The sequence below is a fragment of the Desulfonatronum lacustre DSM 10312 genome (genome assembly GCF_000519265.1).
Taxonomy (GTDB): Bacteria; Desulfobacterota; Desulfovibrionia; order Desulfovibrionales; family Desulfonatronaceae; genus Desulfonatronum; species Desulfonatronum lacustre.
Genome location: NZ_KI912608.1, coordinates 2,435,327 through 2,456,670, shown reverse-complemented (window position 1 = coordinate 2,456,670; position 21,344 = coordinate 2,435,327). Strand labels below are relative to the sequence as shown.

Annotated in this window: 23 protein-coding genes and 2 tRNA genes; 11 read left to right on the top strand and 14 right to left on the bottom strand. The window is 60.1% G+C overall.

Annotation, left to right across the window (positions count from 1 at the left end; genetic code table 11):
* Positions 1-34 precede the first annotated feature (34 nt).
* The 8 genes from panC (at position 35) to DESLA_RS0111585 (ending at position 4,394) form a co-directional block, all read left to right on the top strand.
* The gene (panC, locus tag DESLA_RS0111620) at positions 35-886 is read left to right on the top strand and encodes a pantoate--beta-alanine ligase (protein WP_028572576.1); all 852 of its coding nucleotides are present in this window, start codon (positions 35-37) and stop codon (positions 884-886) included.
* Between the two features lie 28 nt (positions 887-914).
* Positions 915-1,253 (top strand): aspartate 1-decarboxylase, encoded by a 339-nt coding sequence (panD, locus tag DESLA_RS0111615; protein WP_245590051.1) that lies wholly within the window; start codon positions 915-917, stop codon positions 1,251-1,253.
* Positions 1,254-1,279: 26 nt separating this feature from the next.
* Positions 1,280-1,933, top strand: a complete 654-nt coding sequence (locus DESLA_RS0111610) for a DUF502 domain-containing protein (RefSeq protein WP_051434622.1) — start codon at positions 1,280-1,282, stop codon at positions 1,931-1,933.
* Positions 1,934-1,946: 13 nt separating this feature from the next.
* Positions 1,947-3,116: a methionine adenosyltransferase gene (gene metK / locus DESLA_RS0111605; RefSeq protein ID WP_028572573.1), complete on the top strand. Its 1,170-nt coding sequence runs from the start codon at positions 1,947-1,949 to the stop codon at positions 3,114-3,116.
* A gap of 66 nt (positions 3,117-3,182) precedes the next feature.
* The gene (locus DESLA_RS21815) at positions 3,183-3,758 is read left to right on the top strand and encodes a DciA family protein (protein WP_051434621.1); all 576 of its coding nucleotides are present in this window, start codon (positions 3,183-3,185) and stop codon (positions 3,756-3,758) included.
* A gap of 19 nt (positions 3,759-3,777) precedes the next feature.
* On the top strand, positions 3,778-4,125 hold the full coding sequence (locus tag DESLA_RS0111595; protein WP_028572572.1) for a hypothetical protein: 348 nt from the start codon (positions 3,778-3,780) through the stop codon (positions 4,123-4,125).
* A 104-nt stretch (positions 4,126-4,229) separates the two neighbouring features.
* Positions 4,230-4,303: transfer RNA gene (locus DESLA_RS0111590), tRNA-Gln, on the top strand.
* Positions 4,304-4,316: 13 nt separating this feature from the next.
* A tRNA-Glu gene (locus tag DESLA_RS0111585) sits at positions 4,317-4,394 on the top strand.
* A 146-nt stretch (positions 4,395-4,540) separates the two neighbouring features.
* On the opposite strand, the gene DESLA_RS0111580 is transcribed toward DESLA_RS0111585, so the two are convergent.
* The 11 genes from DESLA_RS0111580 to flgB all read right to left on the bottom strand — a co-directional run bounded on the left by DESLA_RS0111580 (position 4,541) and on the right by flgB (position 14,452).
* Positions 4,541-4,975, bottom strand: a complete 435-nt coding sequence (locus tag DESLA_RS0111580) for an MOSC domain-containing protein (RefSeq protein WP_028572571.1) — start codon at positions 4,973-4,975, stop codon at positions 4,541-4,543.
* Positions 4,976-5,027: 52 nt separating this feature from the next.
* Positions 5,028-6,176 (bottom strand): cobalt-precorrin-5B (C(1))-methyltransferase, encoded by a 1,149-nt coding sequence (locus DESLA_RS20180; RefSeq protein WP_035261757.1) that lies wholly within the window; start codon positions 6,174-6,176, stop codon positions 5,028-5,030.
* Positions 6,177-6,245: 69 nt separating this feature from the next.
* Complete coding sequence (locus tag DESLA_RS0111570; RefSeq protein ID WP_028572570.1) at positions 6,246-6,905, bottom strand: precorrin-8X methylmutase; 660 nt, start codon at positions 6,903-6,905, stop codon at positions 6,246-6,248.
* A 2-nt stretch (positions 6,906-6,907) separates the two neighbouring features.
* Complete coding sequence (locus DESLA_RS20175; protein WP_084032033.1) at positions 6,908-8,497, bottom strand: cobyrinic acid a,c-diamide synthase CobB; 1,590 nt, start codon at positions 8,495-8,497, stop codon at positions 6,908-6,910.
* Positions 8,494-9,819, bottom strand: a complete 1,326-nt coding sequence (locus DESLA_RS0111560; protein ID WP_028572569.1) for a FliI/YscN family ATPase — start codon at positions 9,817-9,819, stop codon at positions 8,494-8,496. The genes DESLA_RS20175 and DESLA_RS0111560 overlap by 4 nt, the downstream gene beginning before the upstream one ends.
* Positions 9,819-10,541, bottom strand: a complete 723-nt coding sequence (locus DESLA_RS0111555; protein WP_028572568.1) for a FliH/SctL family protein — start codon at positions 10,539-10,541, stop codon at positions 9,819-9,821. The genes DESLA_RS0111560 and DESLA_RS0111555 overlap by 1 nt, the downstream gene beginning before the upstream one ends.
* Complete coding sequence (gene fliG, locus DESLA_RS0111550) at positions 10,528-11,529, bottom strand: flagellar motor switch protein FliG (protein ID WP_035261753.1); 1,002 nt, start codon at positions 11,527-11,529, stop codon at positions 10,528-10,530. Before fliG ends, DESLA_RS0111555 begins: the two co-directional genes overlap by 14 nt.
* Position 11,530: 1 nt before the next feature.
* A complete protein-coding gene (fliF, locus tag DESLA_RS0111545; RefSeq protein WP_028572566.1) occupies positions 11,531-13,132 on the bottom strand; it encodes a flagellar basal-body MS-ring/collar protein FliF in 1,602 nt (533 codons plus the stop codon).
* Between the two features lie 130 nt (positions 13,133-13,262).
* Positions 13,263-13,568, bottom strand: a complete 306-nt coding sequence (fliE, locus tag DESLA_RS0111535) for a flagellar hook-basal body complex protein FliE (protein WP_028572565.1) — start codon at positions 13,566-13,568, stop codon at positions 13,263-13,265.
* 36 nt (positions 13,569-13,604) lie between these two features.
* Positions 13,605-14,042: a flagellar basal body rod protein FlgC gene (flgC, locus tag DESLA_RS0111530; protein ID WP_028572564.1), complete on the bottom strand. Its 438-nt coding sequence runs from the start codon at positions 14,040-14,042 to the stop codon at positions 13,605-13,607.
* Positions 14,042-14,452, bottom strand: coding sequence for a flagellar basal body rod protein FlgB (gene flgB / locus DESLA_RS0111525; RefSeq protein ID WP_028572563.1), 411 nt, complete (start codon positions 14,450-14,452; stop codon positions 14,042-14,044). The genes flgC and flgB overlap by 1 nt, the downstream gene beginning before the upstream one ends.
* 260 nt (positions 14,453-14,712) lie before the next feature.
* On the opposite strand from flgB, the gene DESLA_RS0111520 reads away from it, so the two are divergent.
* From DESLA_RS0111520 to hflX, 3 genes are all read left to right on the top strand, one after another.
* Positions 14,713-15,276 carry a tetratricopeptide repeat protein gene (locus DESLA_RS0111520; RefSeq protein WP_028572562.1) on the top strand — a complete coding sequence of 188 codons (564 nt, stop codon included), beginning with the start codon at positions 14,713-14,715 and terminating at the stop codon, positions 15,274-15,276.
* Positions 15,277-15,484: 208 nt separating this feature from the next.
* The gene (locus DESLA_RS0111515; protein WP_028572561.1) at positions 15,485-16,096 is read left to right on the top strand and encodes an IMP cyclohydrolase; all 612 of its coding nucleotides are present in this window, start codon (positions 15,485-15,487) and stop codon (positions 16,094-16,096) included.
* Positions 16,097-16,221: 125 nt separating this feature from the next.
* The gene (gene hflX, locus DESLA_RS0111510) at positions 16,222-17,742 is read left to right on the top strand and encodes a GTPase HflX (RefSeq protein WP_245590050.1); all 1,521 of its coding nucleotides are present in this window, start codon (positions 16,222-16,224) and stop codon (positions 17,740-17,742) included.
* A gap of 19 nt (positions 17,743-17,761) precedes the next feature.
* On the opposite strand, the gene DESLA_RS0111505 is transcribed toward hflX, so the two are convergent.
* The 3 genes from DESLA_RS0111505 to groES all read right to left on the bottom strand — a co-directional run bounded on the left by DESLA_RS0111505 (position 17,762) and on the right by groES (position 20,988).
* Positions 17,762-18,772: a GGDEF domain-containing protein gene (locus DESLA_RS0111505; protein ID WP_051434620.1), complete on the bottom strand. Its 1,011-nt coding sequence runs from the start codon at positions 18,770-18,772 to the stop codon at positions 17,762-17,764.
* 207 nt (positions 18,773-18,979) lie between these two features.
* Positions 18,980-20,626: a chaperonin GroEL gene (gene groL / locus DESLA_RS0111500; protein ID WP_028572558.1), complete on the bottom strand. Its 1,647-nt coding sequence runs from the start codon at positions 20,624-20,626 to the stop codon at positions 18,980-18,982.
* A gap of 71 nt (positions 20,627-20,697) precedes the next feature.
* Positions 20,698-20,988 (bottom strand): co-chaperone GroES, encoded by a 291-nt coding sequence (gene groES / locus DESLA_RS0111495; protein WP_028572557.1) that lies wholly within the window; start codon positions 20,986-20,988, stop codon positions 20,698-20,700.
* Between the last annotated feature and the right edge of the window lie 356 nt (positions 20,989-21,344).

Sequence of the window (21,344 nt, the reverse complement as noted above, 5' to 3'; positions counted from 1 at the left end):
GTCGCGACAAGCAACCACTATGGTGGAGGAGCGTATGAAAATCATCACCCAGCCGGACGAGATCCAATCCTGGACCATGCAGAGGCGCTGCGCCGGCGAACGTTTGGCCCTGGTGCCGACCATGGGCTTTTTTCATGAAGGACATCTGGCCTTGATGCGCTGGGCCAGGGAACACGCTGACGCGCTTCTGGTCAGTCTGTTCGTCAATCCGACCCAATTCGGGCCGCGAGAAGACTTGAAGCTCTATCCGCGTGATCCGGAACGCGACGCCCGACTGGCCGAGGAAACGGGCGTGGACGTCCTGTTTATGCCCGAGGCCGAGGCCATGTTCCCGGAAGGTTATGCCACCTGGGTGGAAGCGCCGTCCCTGTGCCGCGGATTGTGCGCGGTGCAGCGGCCGACGCATTTTCGAGGCGTGGCCACGGTGGTTGCCAAGCTGTTCGTGCTGACCAACCCGGCCTTGGCCGTTTTCGGAGAAAAGGATTGGCAGCAGTTGGCCGTCATCCGGCGAATCACAAGAGACTTGCATCTTCCCGTGGAGATACACGGCAGGCCGACGGTGCGTGAGTCCGACGGTCTGGCCATGAGTTCGCGCAACGTCAATCTTGGCCCCGAGGAGCGGGCCCAGGCTCCGGCCATCCATCGCGGCCTGTTGTATGTAGCGCGGCTGGTCGGAGAGGGAGAGGCCGACGCAACCCTACTGCTGGCCGCCCTGGGCGAAATATATGCCCGGGAAATACCTTTGGGCCATGTTGAGTACATGGCCGTGGTGGATCCGGATCAGCTCTATCCCGTGGAAGAAGTGACCGGCCCGGTCCTGGTCGCGGTGGCCGTGCGCTTCGCCAACGCGAGACTGATTGATAACATTTTGATTTCAAGAAAATAATGGGGATTCCATGGTGCGTCGCTGTTTCATGATCGGAAAAATCCATCGAGCCACGGTCACCGAGGCGCGGGTGGATTATGAAGGTAGCTTGTCCATTTGCCCGAATCTTTTGGAGGCCTCGGGCATTCTTCCGCATGAACGGGTGGACGTGTACAACCTGACCAACGGCGAGCGGCTGCGGACGTACGCCATTCTTGGCGAACCGGGTCAAATGTGCCTGAATGGAGCCGCCGCACTGAAGGGAGCCGCGGGCCACATGGTGATCATCGTCGCCTATGCTTGGCTCACCCTGGATGAATACGCGGATTTGCAGCCTAAGGTCGTGCTTGTGGACGCGGCGAACCGGATCGTCGAGCAGGCCGGTTGATCAGGCCCAGGTGGAGACCATCAGTGATGCTCAGAGACGCCCCCCCTCGCGGCCCGTTGTCCAGGCTGAAGCACTTCATCAAGACGAACCTTCTGGCCGGGATCCTGTTTTTGACCCCGGTCCTGGCCACGTTCTTCTTCCTGCGCCTTCTGTTCAACTGGGTGGATGGATTCTTGCGCTTTCTTCCTCCACCTCTGCGGCCAGAAAATTTTCTGCCGTTCCGTATTCCCGGCTTGGGCTTGATCCTGGTGTTCGTTGTCGTCCTGACCACCGGATTTCTGGTCCGTAACTATCTGGGCCGCAAGCTGGTCAGCGTCTGGGACCGGATCATCGAAGCCATTCCCTTGGTCAACAAGCTCTATCTGGCGGTCAAGCAGCTGGTGGAGACCATCTTCAACCGTTCCCCCCAGGATTTTCAGCGGGTCGTCCTGGTTGAGTTTCCCAAGGAAGGCAGTTATGCTTTGGGGTTCGTTACCGGTGTCGCCACCGGCGAGACCCAACGCAAGACTAGTCTCAATGTTTTAAATGTTTTTGTTCCTACTACACCCAACCCTACATCCGGTTTTTTTCTGATGGTCCCTGAGCACTCCGTGATCCCCATGGAGATGGGCGTGGAAGACGCCTTCAAGTTGCTGGTTTCCGGCGGCATCATCAGCCCGGACAAAAAAAACATCCATTAAGGAGGAAAGACGCATGCACGGGAATACCAGTTCCTATCTCTTCACCTCGGAGTCCGTCACGGAAGGTCATCCGGACAAGGTCGCGGACCAGATCTCCGATGCGGTCCTGGACTGCATCATCGCTCAGGATCCCACGGCCCGTGTGGCCTGCGAAACTCTGGTGACCACGGGCCTAGCCTTCATCGCCGGTGAGATTTCCACCAACGCCTACGCGGATTTGCCCAAAATCGTCAGGGAAACCGTCCGGGAGATCGGCTACACGAGTTCCGAGATGGGCTTCGACGCGGACACCTGTGCCGTGATTTCCTCCATCGACAAACAGTCCGTGGATATCGCCATGGGCGTGGACCGAACCAAGCCCGAGGAACAAGGAGCCGGAGACCAGGGCATGATGTTCGGTTTCGCCGTGAACGAGACCGCGACCCTGATGCCTGCTCCAATATTCTATTCCCACAAACTTTCCCGCCGCCTGGCCTATGTTCGCAAGAACAACATTCTCGACTTTCTGCGCCCCGACGGCAAAACCGAGGTCTGCATCCAATACGAGCAGGGCAAGCCCAAGCGGGTCGACAATGTGGTCATCGCCTGCCAGCATAACGAGAATATCGCCTACGCGGACCTGGTGGAGGCCATCAAGAAGGAAGTCATCTTCAAGAGCTTGCCCGAGGAAATGCTCGACGAGAAAACGCGGATTTTCATCAACACCACCGGACGCTTCGTCCTGGGCGGCCCCTTGGCCGACTGCGGGCTGACCGGACGTAAGATCATCCAGGACACCTACGGCGGCATGGGCAACCACGGCGGCGGAGCATTTTCCGGCAAGGACCCGTCCAAGGTGGACCGTTCCGGAGCCTACATGGCCCGCTACATCGCCAAGAACGTGGTCGCCGCGGGCTTGGCCGACCGCTGCGAAGTGCAGGTGGCCTACGCCATCGGCGTGGCCGAGCCCATCTCCACCCTGGTCACCTCCTGGGGCACCGGCGTGGTTTCCGACGAAGTGCTGACCAAGGCCGTACGCGAGGTTTTCGACCTGCGCCCGTTCTACATCAGCAAGCGCCTGGATCTGCAGCGGCCCGTCTACAAGAAGGCCTCGATCTATGGCCACTTTGGCCGTGAAGACGTGGACTTCACCTGGGAAACCACGGACGCCGTGGCCGATCTGCGCACCGCGGCCAAGATCTAGCATGATCGACGTCACGCGCCGCCAACCTTCGGCATGCCGGGCGGGAGGTACAACGGCGCGTGACGTTTGTTTTGCGGCCTTTTTGACATGACGTACCAAGCGCGCGACATCCTCCATGATTTTTGGAACAGGGCGGAGCGCCGATTCCAATGGCGGCTTGCCGAAATCTGGTCGTCCTGGCCCATTGTGGTCGGTCCCGAAATCGCGGATATGGCCAAGCCCTTGGGTCGCAACAAGACCACGCTGCTGCTGGGCGTTGAGGACCCCATGGTAATGCAGGAGATGCATTTCCACGCGCCGACGATTCTGCGAGCCGTCAATGCCGCCTTGGGAGAAAAAGTCTTTGACAAAGTCCGTCTTGATCTGCTAGGTGGCCGATCTTCCTTGGTCGCGGTAGCGGATGCAATGGGAACCGCTCTGCGGGAAGGGAAAAAGACCGCTTCGCGCTTTTCGCCGGAAATCTATGTGCAAGCAGGCGTGAGGCTGGAAGGAACGAACCACCCGGTTAAACGGTTTTCCGCCGTCCCAGCGCTCGAGCGTTGCTACCGGAAATATGTTCGATCGCTTGAACAGGTGAAATCGCGCAACAAAAGCGAACCGTGCGCGGCAACAACGAACCGGGTGGACGACCGCCCCGAGTGAGATAGTCAAGGAGAAAGGAATGAGTGAGGAAAAGAATATTGTTTTGAAAAAACCCTTGGACAAGATGACCGCCAAGGAACTTCGTGAATTGTGCATTTCTCAGATTCCCCAGATTACCGGGGCCAGCGGAATGGATAAAGACGCCCTCGTGGTCGCCGTGCGCGAAGCTCTTGGTTTCAGTACGGACGAAGAGAACAAGGGGCCTTCTCCGTATAAGGACCAGATTTGGTCGTTGAAGCGTCAGGTGCGTACGCTGCGCACTGAAAAAGATCAACTGCCCGGCACCCAGCGCAAGGACCGGAATCGCTTGCGCCGCAAAATTAATCTGTTGAAAAAGCGGACTCGCCGTTTGGCGGCTGCTGCATAGCGGATTCCGAAATATTTCTTTTCGGTCTTGAGTGGAAAAAAGGTTTTTTTCGCAAAAAATGTTGACAAACGGCCCCCTTTTGCATAGTTGTACGGACTTTGCGCTGGGGGATCGTCTAGCGGCAGGACTACGGACTCTGACTCCGTCAACCTAGGTTCAAATCCTAGTCCCCCAGCCACATCATACCCAGTGTCCCCATCGTCTAGCCTGGTCCAGGACATCGGCCTTTCACGCCGGTAACAGGGGTTCGAATCCCCTTGGGGACGCCAATTAAAATTAAAGGGTTGCAAGCTTGTGCTTGCAACCCTTTTTCTTTCCGACCTTCAGGCCGGTTATTCCATGTCTGCTGTTTTCGGAAAGCGTGACCCTGCTGTTCTCGTTTTTCAAGATAGTGGCGAAAGGCGTCTCTTCCTCCTCAGTTGTCCACTTCCACCACGTCCCCCACTCGGACGGTCCCTCCGGTCAGGACCTGGATGAAAATGCCTTCTTTGGGCATCACGCAATCTCCAGCCTGGTGAAAAATGGCGCATCGGGTGTGACATTCCTTGCCGATTTGGGTGACCTCGCCCAGGGCTTGCGGGCCGATGCGCAGCTTGGTGCCCAGGGGCAGGCTGGGTAGGTCGATGCCTTCGGTGGTCAGGTTTTCCGCGAAGTCTCCCGGGCCGACCTTCAGGCCGGCGGCCTGCATTTTTTTGATGCTTTCCATGGCCAGCAGACTGACCTGCCGATGCCAGGGCCCGGCGTGGGCGTCGCCTTGCAGGCCATGCTCGGCCACGAGTTCTCCCTGATCAATATTCTTTTTCCGCTGGCCCTTCTTGGGGCTGGTGCAGACCGCGATAATTTTTCCCATGGTTTGATTTCCTCCGATGTCGTTGTCGGGTGTCGTTGTCGGGATTCGAGGCTCAGGCGGAAGTCGAACGGCTCTCCGTCGAGTTGGAGGCCTTGTGTTCCGCCCTGTGCAATATCTGACCATCATAGTCCAATAAAATCAATTCCACGTCCACCAATTGTCGACCCCAAATGCGGCAGTGATCAAGAGCTCGAACAAGGGCTTCCGACGTCACTGCGGCGAAGCGATCCCTGCTGCGCAGGATGTCCAGGGCTTCTCTGGCCGTGTTGGCCCGAGCGATTTTCTCGGTTGCATCCGATTCCATGCCCAAGCTCGCCGCCAGTTCGGCCAAGGCAGGCAGGTCCACGGCAAAAAGTCGGGCATGGGTTTGCGGTCGTCCCTGGGCCATTTTAAGCAGCTTGCCCCAGAAGCCCCCCCAGATCACCTTGCGCATCCCGCGTCGGGCAGCCTGGCGCATGGCGAATCCTGGATGATCCCCTGCTTGAATGAAGGCGGTTCGGGGAAGTCGGGGGAAGGCGGCCTCCAGAAAGCGCTGCCCCTTCCCCCCGGTGCTCAGGGCCACGGTGTCCAGGCCTTCGGCCCGAGCCACGTCCAGACACTGGATGATCGTCTCTTTCCACGCCGCATGGCTGAAGGCCTTCACCGTGCCCCGGGTCCCGAGGATGGAAATCCCGCCGACAATGCCCAATCTGGGGTTCAGGGTCTTGGCCGCCAGTTCCTCGCCCCGAGGGACCTCCACCAGCACGTGGACTCTGGCGACGCATCCAAGCTGCTCCAGTGTTTCCAATAAAGCCCGTTGGATCTGCCGCAGCGGCCCCGGATTGATGGCCGCCCGGCCCACGGACACGGGCAATCCGGGCCTGGTGACCATGCCCACCCCTTTTCCTCCCCGGACCACCACCTCGGGCCGAGGCCACGGTTCCAAATGGACGCGAGCCGAAATGACCGCGTCGTGGGTGGCGTCCGGGTCGTCTCCGGCCTGCTTGCGCACCGTGACCAGGACTGCACGCTCGCCGGCGGGCGATGTCTCCACCTCCAGGCTTTCCAGCGGGATTACCAGCCGGACATGCCCCTCCGGGCAGGGAATGTCGACGCGCTTGGGCCTCACCCCGCGCACCAGAAACAACACCCCGGCCTTGGTCGCGGCCGTGGCCGAAGACCCGGTGGTGAAGCCGATTCGTACCTTGGCGCGATGGTTCATGTCGGGATGGAAGGATTCTGTGTACGGTTTTCCGTGTCAACGACCGTAGGGGCGACCGGCCGGTCGCCCCTACACCGGAACATCGGCAAGGGCCATCCCGGCCAGGGCGTTCAGAGCCGCGGCGGCCAGGGCCGAACCGCCTTTGCGGCCGCGAATCAGGATGAAGGGGATCCCTTCGGATTCCAGCAGGGCTTGTTTGGATTCCTCGGCTTGGACGAACCCCACCGGCATGCCGATGACCAGGCTCGGGATCACGGCTTTGCCTTGTATCAACTCCAGAAGACGGAGCAGAGCCGTGGGGGCGTTGCCCACCACCCATATGGCCTCTTGGAAGAGCTGGGCCGCCACGTCCACCGCCGCGGCGGCGCGGGTGGAGCCGGTAAGCCGGGATTGTTCCAGGGTTTCAGGGTCGCTGATCAGGCAATGCACCTCGCACCCGAGGGGAGCGTACAGCCTTGGAGACAGGCCCGCCTGGGCCATGCGGGTGTCCGTGATCACCGGACAACCTCGGCGCAAGGCTTCCAGCCCGGCCGTCACGGCCCGGGGGTGAAACCGAACCAGGTCCAAGAGTTCAAAGTCCGCGCTGGCGTGGATCATCCGCCGGACAACCGGCCACTCGGCGTCGCCAAAGGGCCTCGGAGGCGGAACTTCGGCATCGATGATCCGCATGGACTCGGTCTCGATATCCAGCCCGGCGGAATTCAGGGGGATCGGCTCCAACTCGGTCATGATCAAATCCTTTGGTTGCGGTTGGCCGCAAAGCGCTCGCAGGCCCGCGTGAACGCGGCGGCGGCCGGTGGATGAGAGCCGAAATGCAGGTGGACGTACGAGGCCATCACGTTGCTGTGTCGAAAACCAGCCAGGCTCTCCCGATCCCGGCGATCCGCGACCCGAAAGGCCGGCTCGCAGGCGTTTTCCGAAAGCCCTTCCAGCTTGGAATAATGAAACTCATGGCCGCGCAGCACGGTCCCTACGGGCCCCAAAACGCTATCGGCAAGCAGTTCCACCTTCCTGTAGCCCAGGGCCTGGAATCGGGAAAGCATCTTGGCCCGACCCGGTAAAAGGCCGACCATGGGAAAACGCTTCCCGTCCACGTCCTCCAGCTCGGAAAGCAGGTACATCATGCCCCCGCATTCGGCATAAACGGGCATCCCTTCCTGGGCGGCCGTTCGAATCGCCTCGCGCAGGGCATGGTTCGCGGCCAGCCCGTCGGAATAGAGTTCCGGGTAACCACCTCCCAGGTACAATCCGGCCACGCCTTCTGGTAACCGCTCGTCCGTGAGGGGAGAAAAAAAGACCAGCCGCGCCCCGGCCCGTTCCAGTAATCGCAAGTTTTCCTGGTAATAAAAACAGAAGGCCGGATCTCTGGCCACGCCGATGGTCACTCCGTGAGGCACTCCGGAGACCACTCTGGGGGCCACCTTGGGGCAGATCCTGAGTGGCGACGCCGATTCGGTCGCCCGGCCTGCTGAAGCAGGGTTCGCGAAGCCCGGCTGTGCGCTGATTCGCTGGATTCGATCCAAATCCAGTCCTTGTTCGGCCCAGGCGGCCAAGCTTTCCCGACGCTGGGAGTCCCAGAACGTGGTTTGTTCCCGACCCTGATTTTCTGCCCTCGATATCCCCCCTGATGTCCCCCCCGTCGCGTCTTCGGACGACTTTTCCGTCGGGGACCGGCCCAAATCAGCGGCCATGACCAACCCGAGGTGCCGGGAGGGCAGGACCAGATCCGGTCGGCGAGGCAAAAGACCAAGGCAAGGCAGCTCCGGCAGGTACGCGGCCATGGCTTCGCGGAGCAAGGCTTCATGGCTTGGCCCGCCCACCTGGGTAAAGATCACCCCGGCCAGTCGCAGTTCCGGATCAAAGTCCCGAAAGCCGCGCACCAGGGCCGCGGCGGAGCGGGCCTGGGACCGGGCGTCCACCACAAGAACCACGGGCAAGCCCAGCCATTTGGCCATCTGGGCCGTGGAACCGCTCTCCTCCGAGCCGGATGCGCCGTCGAACAGGCCCATCACCCCTTCCACCAGGCAGACGTCCACGTCCCGGGCGTACCGGTGGAACAGCTCCAGAACCACGTCTCGGCTCAGAATCCAGCCATCCAGATTGTGGACGAAACGGCCGCTGACCGCGGCCAAATGCGTGGGATCAATGAAGTCCGGCCCGACCTTGAATCCCTGGACCCGGAGCCCTCGTTCCCGGAAAGCGGCCGCCAGCCCCAGCGTGGCCAGGGTTTTGCCGCATCCGCTGTGGGTTCCGGCCACCACCAGTCCCCTGGCCTTGCCGAACGGTCCGTTGTCCCGGTCGGCTTCACGACATGGCGTCACTTCCCGGCGTCCTTGTCCAACAAAGCGAACAGCCCGGAAAAACTGTCCTCAAGGGGGCGACACTCGTCCACCTGTTGGCGGAGGTAGTTCTGGATCGGGCCGATGCGTTGCAGTGCCATGTCAATTTCCTGACTGCTGCCCTTGGCATAGGCCCCGATATTCACCATATCCTCCACCTTTTTGAACGTGGCCAGGGAGCGAATTACCTCCCGGCCGGCCTGAAGGACTTCCGGCGGGGTGACGTCCGCGCGCAACCTGCTGACGCTTTTGAGCACGTCAATGGCCGGGTAATGGCCCTGATCGGCCAGCTCCCGGGTGAGCACGATGTGGCCGTCCAGGATGGAGCGGACCGCGTCGGCCACGGGTTCGGTAAAATCATCGCCTTCCACCAACACGGTGTAAATCCCGGTGATGCTGCCCTGCTCGCTGTTTCCGGCCCGCTCCAGGAGCCGGGGCAGCATGGCGAACACCGTGGGCGTGTACCCTCTGGTGGTGGGCGGTTCCCCGGCGGCCAGACCCACCTCGCGGGCGGCCATGGCGAACCGGGTCACGGAGTCCATCATCAGGATCACGTCCTGGCCCTTGTCCCGGAAATATTCGGCCACGGCCGTGGCCGCGAACGCGGCCCGCATCCGGACCAGCGGCCCCTGTTCCGAGGTGGCCACGATCAGCACCGAGCGGGCCAAGCCCTCCGGTCCCAAATCTTTTTCCATGAAATCCAAAACTTCGCGTCCCCGCTCGCCCACCAGGGCGATGACGTTCACATCCGCCTTGGTGTAGCGAGCGATCATGCCCATCATGGTGCTCTTGCCCACCCCGGAACCGGCCATGATCCCCACCCGCTGGCCCTTTCCCAGGGTCAGCAGGCCGTTGATGGCCTGGACCCCGGTGTCCAGCGGAGCGTGAATCCGAGGGCGTTTCAGGGGGTTGAGCGGTTCGGCGTGCAGAGGATAGTACTGGGATGGTTGCAGCACGGGGCCCGAATCCATGGGTTGGCCGAAGGCGTCCAGGACCCGACCCAACATCCGCTTGCCCACGGGGAACAGAGGCGGAGTGTTGGAATTCTGAATCAGATTGCCGGGCCGGATGCCCCGCATTTCGCCGTAGGGCATGAACAGCACCGAACCGTTACGGAATCCGACCACCTCGGCGGGAATGCCTTCCGGGTCGTCGTCCGAGAGCAGGCGGCAGAACGATCCCAGGGAAGCCTTCATGCCCCGGCCTTCCACCAGCAGGCCGACGACCTTGGAAACCTTGCCGAAGGTTCGGGCCGGGTCCGTCTCTCGGAGCACGTTGGCGCAACTTTGCGGACAAAGCCCCATCAGCCGTTTTCCTCCAGGGTCAGTTGGTCCAGAATTTCACGCAGGCCGGCTTTGCGTGACGCGACGGTGTTGTCCACCATCCCGTGATCGCACTCCAGGATCAGCCCGCCGGGTTCGATTCGTGGATCATCCTTGACTTTCCAGGCCGTCAGACGGTCGCCGTCCGATTTTCCCAAGGTCAAGAGGTCTTCGATCAGTCCGCGGTCTTGCGGATTGACGGCAATGATCACCTTGCGCTTGGCGTCGATCATGTCCACGGCCTGGTCCAGCAGATTGGCCATGCTCTCCCGGCGATGCACGTCCAGCTCCACGGCGATGGCTTTTTCCACCATGACGTGCAAGAGCATCACCAGGTCGCCGCGGTGAGTTTGCCACACGGCTCGGCCCTGTTCTTCAATGGAGCTGATCACCGCGGCGCACTGCCCGGCGGCCTGTTCCAGGACTTGCTTCAACTGGGTATCGGCCTTGGCTTGGCCCTCGCGAAAGCCTTCGTCCCTGGCCTGGACCTTGATTTGCTTTGCCTCTTCCATGGCCTGGGCCAGGATATCCTTGGCCATGACCTGGGCCTTGGCCCGGACCCGGACCAAGTATTCCTCTTCGGCCTCCATGCTCCAGGCGGCTTGACGCCCGCCGGCCAGAGTCAATTCGGACAACCCCACGGAGCGGGGACCGATGAGGATTTTCCCTCCGGATCGGACGCCATCAGGATTAGAGAAGGACATCGCCGCCTCCCTTGCCCGTGATGATGATCCGGCCCTCGGCTTCCAGCCGACGAACCACCTTGACCACGTTCATCTGGGCCGTTTCCACCTCGGACAGCTTGACCGGTCCCATGATTTCCAGATCTTCCTTGATCATGGTGGCCGCGCGTTCGGACAGGTTGGAAAAGAATTTGGCCCGCAATTCTTCGCTGGCACCCTTCAAGGCCAGGGTCAGTTCGTCGTTGCTGACCTCCTTGAGCAGTTCCCGAATGCCACGGTCGTCCAGGGTCTTGATATCCTCGAACACGAACATGAGCTGTCGGATTTCCTCGGCCAGCTGAGTGGATTCCTCTTCGATGTCCGCCAACACTTCCTCTTCCGTGGCGCGTTCCACTGCGTTGAGGATCTCGGCCACCGACGACACTCCGCCGACTTTCCGGCCTTCGCGACCGCCCATGGCGATCAGTTGCCGATCCAGCACCTTGCCCACGTCCTCCAGCATGTCCGCGGGAACGGCCTCCAGGCGGGCCAAGCGGATCAGCACTTCGGCCCGGACCCCGGCGGTCATGTTCTGGAGCAGCCCGGCGGCCTGCTCCGACTCCAGGTGACCCAGAATCAAGGCCAGTGTCTGAGGGTGTTCGTTGCGCAGAATCTGGGCCAGCAACTTCGGGCTGATGCTTTCCAAAGCCTTGAACGGCCCCGGCCCGGTGTCCAGTTCCAAGGAGTCCAAGACGAATTTGGCCGTTTCGCTGTCCAGCCCCTGGAGCATCTTGCGCACCCGGTCCGGGCTGCCGACCAGCATGTTTTCGCCCAGGGCCAGGACCTGGTTGAACTCCTTGAGCACCTCCTCGACCATCTCCTTGGGGACCGAATCCATCTCCACCATGGCCTTGCTCACCTGGGTGATCTCGCGACGATCCAGGCGTTTGAACACGTCCACGGCGCACTTGTCTCCCAAGGCCAACAGCAGGATGGCCGTCTTCTGCGTACCGGATATTTTATCTGCCACTTCAGGCGTTCTCCTCTTTCAGCCAGATCTTCAGAACTTGGACGCTCTGCTCCATGTTCTTCTGAAACAGCTCCGCGGTGGCCTGCTTCAGCTCTTCCAGGCGGCGCTGAGCCAACATACCCTCGGACTCTTGAGCCTCGGCACCTTCCAGAGCCATCGCTTCCGTCCCTTCCAATTCATCCATCGCGCCCTCGTCTTGCTCGGCGACACGCGGACGGATCATGGCCATCACCACGGGGCGGACCACCAGGAGCAGAAAAAGCAGGACCAGCAGGAAATTCAGGATCGGTTTGCCGAACTGCCGACCGTAATCCAGAATGACGTCCGCCAGGCTCGGCGGCGGGATCATTTCCGGAGCGCCGAAGGAAATACTGGAGACCTCCACGCTGTCGCCCCGGGCCCCATCAAAGCCGATGGCGTTGCGGACCAGCTGTTCGATCCGTTGCAGTTCCTGGGCGCTGCGCGGCACGAAGACATGTCCTTGGCCCTCGGCCACCGGCTCGTATGTTCCATCGACGATAACCGCCACGCTCAATCGCTGCAACTCGCCCAGAGGCATGACGATCTGCTGTTCTTCGCGGTTGATTTCAAAATTGGTCGTGGACTGGGAACGAGCGCTTTCCTGATAGGTACCCTGGCCGGCGAAGCCGTCCCCCTGAAACTGCGGTTCGGGAACCCCGGCTTCCAGGTTGGACTGTCCGATGCTGGTTTCGTCACTTTTCTGTTCGCTGCGGACCACGGCGCTGTCCGGGTCGAACAACTCTCTAACGATGGTCCGTCGACTGAAATCCAGTTCCGTGTTCACCTTGGCGATGACTTGGTCGTGGCCGAACAGCGGAATCAACATTTGGCTGATGCGCCGTTCCAGGTTCTGTTCCAGTTGCAGCTTGTACTCCAACTGAGTGTTGGTCATACCTTCCAAAGTGTCCGAACTCTTGGGCTGGTACAGGACCTGCCCGGTGGTGTCGGACACGGTGATGTGATCCTGAGTCAATCCTTCCACCGAGGATGTAACCAGGTTGACCACGCTCTGGACCTGGCGGTTGTCCAGCCTGGAGCCCTGTTTCATGGTCAGAATCACGGCCGCGGACGGCGGACTCTGCTCTTCGATGAACAGGCTGCGATGCGGAATGACCAAATGAATCCGGGTGCTTTCCACCTCCGGAAATTCGGAAATCGTTCTGGACAGCTCGCCTTGCAGGGCCCGCTGGTAGTTGATGCGTTGGATGAAGTCGGTCTGGCCGAGTTTGACGTCGTCGAACAACTCGAACCCCAACCCCGGACCGCGCAGCGCTCCCTCCCCGGCGACACGCAACCGCAGTTCATGAACCCGATCCGCCGGGACCAGAATGGTCTGCCCGTTGTCCGCCAGCCGGTACGGTTCCTTGCCGGTCTGCAGGATGGTGCTCACCCGACTGGCGTCCTCGGGAGTCAGGCGGTCGTACAAAACCGCGTAATCCGGGCGACCGATCCAGTACATGAGCAGGAAAAAGACCAAAACCAGGGTCGCCGCCAAACCGCCGACCATGATGCGCTGAGATGCGCTGGAATCGCTCCAGATTTGCAGGGCCTTGGCTTTCAGATTTTCCAGAAAAGGAGGCATGGCTGGCTCCGACGTGATTGTTGAAGGTTGGCTGAAGATTCTCGGGAAGAGGTTGGAAGGGAATGAGCATGGATCAAAGGTCGGAGCCGCTTGCCCCAACCATGAACCGTAAACGCTGAACCCTCAAACATTAGAAAGGCATCCGCAGCACTTCCTTATAGGCTTCCATGATCTTGTTGCGCACGGCGGAGGTCATGCTCATGGACAAGCTGGCTTTCTGCATGGAGATCATCAACTCGTGCACGTTCTGATTCGAGCCGGAGGCAAAGGATTCGATCATCCCGATGGACTCATGACGGAGGTTGTTCACCTCGGCCAGCGAACCCTTCAACGTATCGGTGAACGAGCGGACCTCTTCATGCGGCTTGATGGTCTCGGGCCGCGCCATTTGCGATGCTTGGTTGTAGGCCTTCAAGGCAATGGGGGATATGGACATAACGTCCTCCGTGAGTTCGCGTCAGCGAAAAGAAGGTTATCGGCCCAACTCCAGGGCCTTGTTGAACATGGTCTTGGCCGAGGAGATCGTGGCCGCGTTGGCTTCGTAGGTGCGCAGAGCGGTCATCATGTTGGCCATCTCTTCGACCACGTTGATGTCCGGCAAGCTGACGTAGCCCTGCCCATCCGCGTCTGGATGTCCGGGGTCGTAAACCCGTTTGAAGGGCCGCTGGTCCGTGACCACGCCGGAAACCTTCACGCCCTTGACTTCCCGCTCCAACTCGGAACGCATGGCCTTGGTAAAGGGAGAATCCAGGGGCGTGGATTGAAAGACGACGCTCTTGCGACGATACGGTCCGCCTTCCGGGGTTCGCGTCGTGTTCACGTTGGCCAGATTCATGGAGATGACGTTCAGGTGCGTCCGCTCGGCGCTCAGACCCGACGCGCCGATCTCCAGGGCGGTCATGAAGTCCATTATCTGCCTCCCTCGGTAATGACGGTTTTCAGTCCTTCGAAGTTCTTTTGCAGCGTGGTGATCAGGGTGTTGTAGAGCAGAGTGTTCTTGGCCATGGTGGTCATTTCCTTGTCCAGGTCCACGGCGTCCTCGCCCTGCACCACCCGAGGCTTGAGATCCTTGATGAAGTCCGCGGAAAATTTTCGGGCATCGAACTCCGCCGGCAAATGGTCGGGACTGGTCCGGGTCATCTTCCCCCGGGCGTCCAGGCCCAGAGCCCGTTGCAAATCCTCCTCGAACTCCAGACTCCGGGCCTTGTAGCCGGGAGTCTTGATGTTCGCCAGGTTCCCAGCGACGACATTTTGACGTTCCAGGCGCATGTCCAGGACCTTTCCCTGGAGATGAATATGAGATCCAAACAGGCTTTTCATGATTCCATTCCTCCTGTATTTTCGGGATGTTTGTAATTATCACCCCGAAAACAAGCCCGATGGGGCGCGGTTGATTGCCATGGATATAAGCAACTCCCGTTCCAACGATACACAGAGGATCGGATGAAGGCGGGCCGATCAAGCGCGGCAAGGATTGCAGCGAATTATTGGCATGAAGGATGCAAAGCTTCCGCAACAAAGGTCGGACGTCAGTCGAACAGACGTCAATACGGATCAAACAACTCAGAGGAGAGACCATCATGACCAGCCATCTCGACTACGAAATCAACAAGGAACTCGGGGAATGCTATTTGTTCATGGGTGAACTGGACAAGGCCGAGCAATATTATGAGAAGGCCGCCAATTCCAACGGAACCCATCCGGATCCCTACTTGGGCCTGGCCACGGTGGCGGTGCAGCGCGGACACCTGGAAAACGCCCTCAGCCTGTATCGTCGAGCCTCGGAAATCGAAGCCAACGACAAGTCCCTGGCCGGAATGGCCCTGGTGGAAATGGAAACCGGCGCCCTGGACAGCGCCTTTACCCATTTCTCCCAAGCCCTGGAACACAATCCGGAAAATTTGGTGGCCCTCTACGGTCTCGTTCAGGCCGGCCACGGCCTGAACCGTCTGGACGCGATCCTCGCCCCTTTGGAGAACTTCCTGGAACTCAATCCGGACAAGGCTGAAATCCGGTTCACGTTGGCAGGTATCCTGGTCAAGCTTGGTCAGGTGGGTAAGGCTCGCGAACAACTTGAACGGGCCCTGGAGAGCGATCCCTCCTATGATCCGGCGAAAGAACTCCTGATGGAACTGGCCCAGTAGCAACCAGTGACGTTGAAAAACTCCCTTTGCCAAAGACCACTGCGCATCCCGTGATTTCTCCTCTGTCGTGACCGAAATCGTCCGGGTCGGGCTTCAGTCCCGGTCCGGACGGATCGTCCAGAGGAAAGGATTTCCCCATATACAGGGCCAAGGCGCCGTCTTGCCAAGATTTCGGGCTTGTGGCATGTCCGAAGCCAGGGAGGACGGTATGCAATTATTGCCCATCAGACAGGCCCTGCTCAGCGTCACGGACAAAACCGGCTTGGCGGAGTTCGCGACGTTTCTGCACCAGGGCGGGGTCCGGCTCATTTCCACCGGAGGGACGCGCAAGACGCTCCTGGACGCCGGACTTCCGGTCCGTGCCGTCAGTGAGGTCACCGGGTTCCCCGAAATCCTCGACGGGCGGGTGAAGACCCTGCACCCGCACATCCATGGCCCGTTGCTGGCGGACAAGGACAATCCCGAACACCTTCGGACCCTGACCCAACGCAACCTGCTGCCCTTGGACCTGATCTGCGTCAACTTGTACGATTTCGCCAAAGCTTTGGCGAAAAATCTGGCCCTGAGGGCCTGCGTCGAACAGATCGACATCGGCGGTCCGACCATGCTCCGCGCCGCGGCGAAAAACTTTCACAGCGTGCTGGTGGTTCCCGGCCCTGACGACTATCCCAGGATCATGGCCGAACTGGGCTCCCAGCACTATCATGTCAGCTTGGCCCTGCGCCGCGAAACCGCGGCCAAGACCTTCCGTCTGACCTCCGCCTATGACGCGATGATCGCGGGCTATCTGGAAAAAGACTTCGGAGAGGTCGCGACATAGCCGCCCAAGTTCACGGCAACACCGCCGGACTCAAGCCGAGCCAGATCAAGGCCCTGACCCGTCTCCACCAACGGCGCTACCCCGCGCTGGGCGGCTACACCCTGGAACAGGCCCGGGAGTTGGCCATGCTCAGCACGGACCTGGGCCGCCAGATCGGACTGCTCATTGATCGCCAGGGTCGTCCGAAAATCATCGTCGTGGGCGACGCTCACGGCATTCTCATCCCTGAACTCCCTCCCGGCCGCCACGGGCCGGGTCGTCTGCGCGGGCTGCGCCTGCTGCACACCCACCTGAATCAAGACTCCCTGAACGAAGAAGATCTGATGGACCTGATCTTTCTGCGTCTGGACTCCATCGCCGCCCTGGGCCTGGACCCCTCGGGCCTGCCCAGCGTGCTGTCCTGGGCTCACCTGCTGCCCGGTGTGTCGGACCAGGGACCGTACCGCGTTTCCAAACCCGTCTCCTGGGACCAGGTGCACGTCGATTTCGTGGAGCAAACCGAAGCCATTGAAGAGGAACTGGGAAGGACCATCGCCGCCCAGGACGCCTCCCCGGACGCCGGACGGCCCGGGGACCGGGCCCTGCTGGTCAGCGTGGACACGCTCTCCCGGGCCGAGCAGGAGCGCAACCTCCAGGAACTGACGGAACTGGCCCGGACCGCCGGAATCAACGTGGTCGGCCTGGTGATCCAGCGGGTGACGCGCCAAAATCCCAAGCACATTCTGGGCAAGGGCAAGCTGGCTGAACTGGAGGTTCAAGCCCTGCGGGCCAATGCCGGTCTGCTGCTTTTCGATCAGGATTTAAGTCCCACCCAGATCCGCAACCTGACCCAGCTCAGCGAGCGCAAGGTTCTGGACCGGACCCAGCTGATTCTGGACATTTTCGCCCAGCACGCCAAGACCAGGGCCGGAAAACTGCAAGTGGAGATGGCCCAGTTGCGCTATGCCATGCCGAGGCTGGTCCGGCAGGACAGGGCCATGAGCCGTTTGGCCGGAGGGATCGGGGGACGAGGACCGGGGGAGACGAAGCTGGAGTTGGATCGGCGCAAGGTCCGCCAGCGGATCGCCAAAATCAAGCAGGAATTGGATGTGCTTCGCCGCCGGAGGGAAGCCACCCGGACCAGGCGGCAAAAGGTGGGGCTGCCCGTCGTGGCCATGGTCGGTTATACCAACACGGGCAAGTCCAGCTTGTTGAACGTGCTGACGTCCAGCGAGGTGCTGGCCGAAAACAAGCTCTTCGCCACCCTGGACCCAACAAGCCGCCGGGTCCGTTTTCCGGAACACCGGGAAGTAATTCTCACGGATACCGTGGGGTTCATCCGCCGTCTGCCGCCGGAACTCAAGGAGGCCTTCCGGGCCACGTTGGAAGAGTTGGACGAGGCGGACCTGTTTCTGCACGTGGCCGACGCCTCTCATCCGGAGCTGGAGCGCCAGGTCAGGGACGTCCGTGTCATTTTGACGGACATGGGGCTGCACGAAATTCCGGCTTTGCTGGTGCTCAACAAACTCGACCTGCTCGCCGCGGAAGATCGGCTTGAACTTGGCCGACTTTTTCCGGAAGGCGTAGGGATCTCCGTGGCGTCCGGCGAGGGGCTGGAGCACTTGGTCCAACGGATCATGGCCGCCCTGCCGACGTCGGTGGTGTAGGGGAGAGTTCTTTTCCGGCCTAGTCCTTCGAGTACAACTCGACCCTGTTCCTGCCGCTGCTTTTGGCCTGATACAAAGCCTTGTCCGCGACGTCGAGCAGGGAGGAAATACCTGGGCACAGCCCGCACCCGGCATGCAGTTCCGCGACTCCGGCGCTGATGGTGATCTTGATTCCAGCCGAGAGCACCTCGCCATCGGCGTCGCGAACCAGAAAATTGTAGTTCTCGATCTTCTTGCGGATCGTCTCCGCCAGCGCCACGGCCTCCTCCCCGGAAATCTCGGGCAGAACCAGGGCGAACTCTTCTCCTCCGAAACGGGCCGGAAAAAATTCGCGCGAATTCAATTTGGCCTGGAACTCGACGAAGGATCGGATCATCGCGGCCACCGTGACCAGGGCTTGATCCCCCACCAGATGGCCGTAGTCGTCGTTAAATTTCTTGAAGTGATCGATGTCCATGAAAATAAGGGACAAGGGTTTTCCGGAAGCCACGGCCTCGGTAATGGCCCGGCTCAGAAAGGCGTCCAGGGCCCGACGGTTGTTCAGCTTGGTCAAATCGTCGGTCAGTCCCATGGAGACGATGGTTTCCAAATCCTGTTGCAACAGGCCCTCGATCTTCTGAAAGCCGCCCTGAATACCACGCACCATTTCGTCCAGGGGTTGTTCGCGCTGAATGGTTTCCAGGGTCATCGCGCTCAATTCCTGGACGTCGTTTTTCCTATGCGCCAACAGATCTTGAAATTGTTTGATCAACTGCGCGGTATCCTGCAGGGCCTCGGTCAGTCTTTCCCGCCACTGGTCGTTGATGATCCCCTCGTTGTCCCGGACCAGTCTGCGGAAGGCTTCATCGGAAAAGTCCTTCTTGCGCAGCACCTCCATGACCAGTTCCTGGGTTCGCTCGCGTTGTGTCGGGGTCAAAAAATCGTAGTCCCTGATGCTGCGCATATACAGTATCAAGCCGCGCCATTTGGACTCCCGGGGCACCCCCAGCCGATCCATGGTTCCGCAGAGATCTTCAAAACACCGTTTCATCCGACCACCCCTTGCCCATACGATTCATGTCGTTCTCGAAAACCAGGCAACTAGACCCGCGCATACCCTTGCCCTGAAACCGTGTTAAAGCAAACCCGGCAATTCGCGCAAGCGCGCAAGACCTGCTTGTCGCACCAAAAACAAAAGGCCGGACAAAAATGTCCGGCCTTTTGCTGAGAAGCAGTGTCCGTTCTCGTGGACAGGCGTTTAGTACATTCCGCCCATTCCACCCATTCCACCCATTCCGCCGCCGGGCATGGGCATGTCCTTCTTGGGCTCAGGCTTTTCGGCCACGGCGCATTCGGTGGTCAGCAGCAGGCCAGCCACGGAAGCGGCGTTCTGCAGCGCAATGCGGGTCACCTTTTTGGGATCAATGACGCCGGCGGCGATCAGGTCTTCGTAGACGCCGGTGGCGGCGTTGAAGCCGAAGCCGTCCTTGCCGTCCTTAACCTTCTCCACCACGATGGAGCCTTCGAAGCCGGCATTGGCGGAGATCATCCGCAGCGGCTCCTCAATGGCCCGACGGACCAGGGCCACACCGGCGGCCTCGTCGTCGTCCACGGTCTTGATGGCATCCAGGCTCTTCACGGCACGAACCAGGGCCACGCCGCCGCCGGGCACGATGCCTTCCTCAACCGCGGCACGGGTGGCGTTCAGGGCGTCCTCGACCCGGGCCTTCTTTTCCTTCATCTCGGTTTCGGTGGCCGCGCCCACGTTGATCACGGCCACGCCGCCGACGATCTTGGCCAGCCGCTCTTGCAGCTTTTCACGGTCGTAATCGGAGGTGGTCTCTTCGATTTCGCTGCGGATCTGGCGCACCCGGGCCTTGATCTGCTCAGGATCGCCGGCACCGTCGATGATCGTGGTGTTTTCCTTGTTGATCACGATGCGCTTGGCCTTGCCCAGGTCGTTCAGGGAGATGTTCTCCAACTTGATGCCCAGGTCTTCGGAAACCATCTGACCGCCGGTCAGGATGGCGATATCCTGGAGCATGGCCTTGCGGCGCTCACCGAAGCCGGGGGCCTTGACCGCGGAAACCTGCAGGGTGCCGCGCAGCTTGTTCACCACCAGGGTGGCCAGGGCTTCGCCTTCCACGTCCTCGGAGATGATCAACAGGGGCTTGGACATCTTGGCCACCTGCTCCAGAACGGGCAGCATGTCCTTCATGCTGGAGATCTTCTTTTCGCAGATCAGGATCAGCGGCTCGTCCAATTCGCAAAGCATCTTTTCCGGATCGGTCACAAAGTAGGGGGAGAGGTAGCCGCGGTCGAACTGCATGCCCTCCACCACTTCCAGGGTGGTCTCCAGGCCCTTGGCTTCCTCAACGGTGATCACGCCTTCCTTGCCGACCTTGTTCATGGCCTCGGCGATAATATTGCCGATGGTCGGGTCGTTGTTGGCGGAAATGGTGCCGACCTGGGCGATTTCCTTCTGGTCGCGGGTGGGCTTGGTCTGGTTGACCAGATCAGCCGTCACGGCCTCCACGGCCTTGTCGATGCCGCGCTTGATGGCCATGGGGTTACGGCCGGCGGTTACCAGCTTCACGCCGTCGGTGTAGATGGCCTGGGCCAGGATGGTAGCGGTGGTGGTGCCGTCGCCGGCCACGTCGCTGGTCTTGCTGGCCACTTCCTTGACCATCTGGGCGCCCATGTTCTCGAACTTGTCGGTCAGCTCGATTTCCTTGGCAACGGTTACGCCGTCCTTGGTGATGATCGGGGAACCGAAAGATTTCTCGATGACCACGTTGCGGCCCTTGGGTCCCAGAGTTACCTTTACGGCGTTGGCCAGGGTGTCTATGCCTTTCTTCAGTCGTTCACGCGCCTTGGTGTCAAAAAGCAGTTCTTTAGCAGCCATGGTTATTCTCCTTGCGTCCTAAAATTCGTTGGTGTCGTTGATGTGCCTGGTCGAATCGCGATGCGAAAGGCCTAGTCTTCAATGATGGCCAGGATGTCGTCCTCGCGCATCACCAGGAACTCTTCGCCGTCGACCTTCATCTCGGTGCCGGCGTACTTGTTGAAGAGCACCTTGTTTCCGGCGGCCACGGCCATCTCGGCGCGCTTGCCGTCGTCGCCCACCTTGCCGGGGCCCACGGCGACCACTTCGCCCTTCATCGGCTTTTCCTTGGCGGAATCAGGGATGATGATCCCTCCCTTGGTCACTTCCTCGCCCTCGAGCCGCTTTACCAGAACACGATCATTCAATGGCTTCAGTTTCATTTTTTTCTCCTCCGAATTGGTTTGTTTTGCTAGCACTCGAAGACGGTGAGTGCTAGCAAGGCGACTTATTCATGAGATGCTCAGGAAAGGCAAGCCTGTTTTTGAGCTGAATATCAAGATTATGGGCTATTTGTATTGAATTAGAAGTTAAAGGTTGAATTTAAAGATGATATCCAAATAATTTAAATTTAAGCTATTGAATGCGTCATCTTGATAAAAATGCAGCAAAATTCTTCACCGTCACGCCTGGGCAGCGTTGGGGTTTTGGCGTAGGATTTGGGCCTTGCTGCCCGACTGTCTTGGTGTTTTTCAACCGCTCTGAACCCGCCATCCTAAATCTTGATCGGAGGAATCGT

What these genes read in the sequence shown, in the direction of transcription:
- panD (WP_245590051.1), top strand. Translation starts at nt 915, where the DNA reads ATGATCGGAAAAATCCATCGAGCCACGGTCACCGAGGCGCGGGTGGAT.
- flgC (WP_028572564.1), bottom strand. Translation starts at nt 14,042, where the DNA reads ATGGACTTCATGACCGCCCTGGAGATCGGCGCGTCGGGTCTGAGCGCC.
- DESLA_RS0111515 (WP_028572561.1), top strand. Translation starts at nt 15,485, where the DNA reads ATGCAATTATTGCCCATCAGACAGGCCCTGCTCAGCGTCACGGACAAA.
- groES (WP_028572557.1), bottom strand. Translation starts at nt 20,988, where the DNA reads ATGAAACTGAAGCCATTGAATGATCGTGTTCTGGTAAAGCGGCTCGAG.
- DESLA_RS0111610 (WP_051434622.1), top strand. Translation starts at nt 1,280, where the DNA reads ATGCTCAGAGACGCCCCCCCTCGCGGCCCGTTGTCCAGGCTGAAGCAC.
- fliF (WP_028572566.1), bottom strand. Translation starts at nt 13,132, where the DNA reads ATGCCTCCTTTTCTGGAAAATCTGAAAGCCAAGGCCCTGCAAATCTGG.
- panC (WP_028572576.1), top strand. Translation starts at nt 35, where the DNA reads ATGAAAATCATCACCCAGCCGGACGAGATCCAATCCTGGACCATGCAG.
- DESLA_RS0111580 (WP_028572571.1), bottom strand. Translation starts at nt 4,975, where the DNA reads ATGGGAAAAATTATCGCGGTCTGCACCAGCCCCAAGAAGGGCCAGCGG.
- DESLA_RS0111555 (WP_028572568.1), bottom strand. Translation starts at nt 10,541, where the DNA reads ATGTCCTTCTCTAATCCTGATGGCGTCCGATCCGGAGGGAAAATCCTC.
- flgB (WP_028572563.1), bottom strand. Translation starts at nt 14,452, where the DNA reads ATGAAAAGCCTGTTTGGATCTCATATTCATCTCCAGGGAAAGGTCCTG.
- DESLA_RS0111505 (WP_051434620.1), bottom strand. Translation starts at nt 18,772, where the DNA reads ATGAAACGGTGTTTTGAAGATCTCTGCGGAACCATGGATCGGCTGGGG.
- DESLA_RS0111520 (WP_028572562.1), top strand. Translation starts at nt 14,713, where the DNA reads ATGACCAGCCATCTCGACTACGAAATCAACAAGGAACTCGGGGAATGC.
- metK (WP_028572573.1), top strand. Translation starts at nt 1,947, where the DNA reads ATGCACGGGAATACCAGTTCCTATCTCTTCACCTCGGAGTCCGTCACG.
- DESLA_RS0111570 (WP_028572570.1), bottom strand. Translation starts at nt 6,905, where the DNA reads ATGACCGAGTTGGAGCCGATCCCCCTGAATTCCGCCGGGCTGGATATC.
- groL (WP_028572558.1), bottom strand. Translation starts at nt 20,626, where the DNA reads ATGGCTGCTAAAGAACTGCTTTTTGACACCAAGGCGCGTGAACGACTG.
- hflX (WP_245590050.1), top strand. Translation starts at nt 16,222, where the DNA reads ATGCTCAGCACGGACCTGGGCCGCCAGATCGGACTGCTCATTGATCGC.
- DESLA_RS0111560 (WP_028572569.1), bottom strand. Translation starts at nt 9,819, where the DNA reads ATGGGGCTTTGTCCGCAAAGTTGCGCCAACGTGCTCCGAGAGACGGAC.
- fliE (WP_028572565.1), bottom strand. Translation starts at nt 13,568, where the DNA reads ATGTCCATATCCCCCATTGCCTTGAAGGCCTACAACCAAGCATCGCAA.
- DESLA_RS20180 (WP_035261757.1), bottom strand. Translation starts at nt 6,176, where the DNA reads ATGAACCATCGCGCCAAGGTACGAATCGGCTTCACCACCGGGTCTTCG.
- DESLA_RS0111595 (WP_028572572.1), top strand. Translation starts at nt 3,778, where the DNA reads ATGAGTGAGGAAAAGAATATTGTTTTGAAAAAACCCTTGGACAAGATG.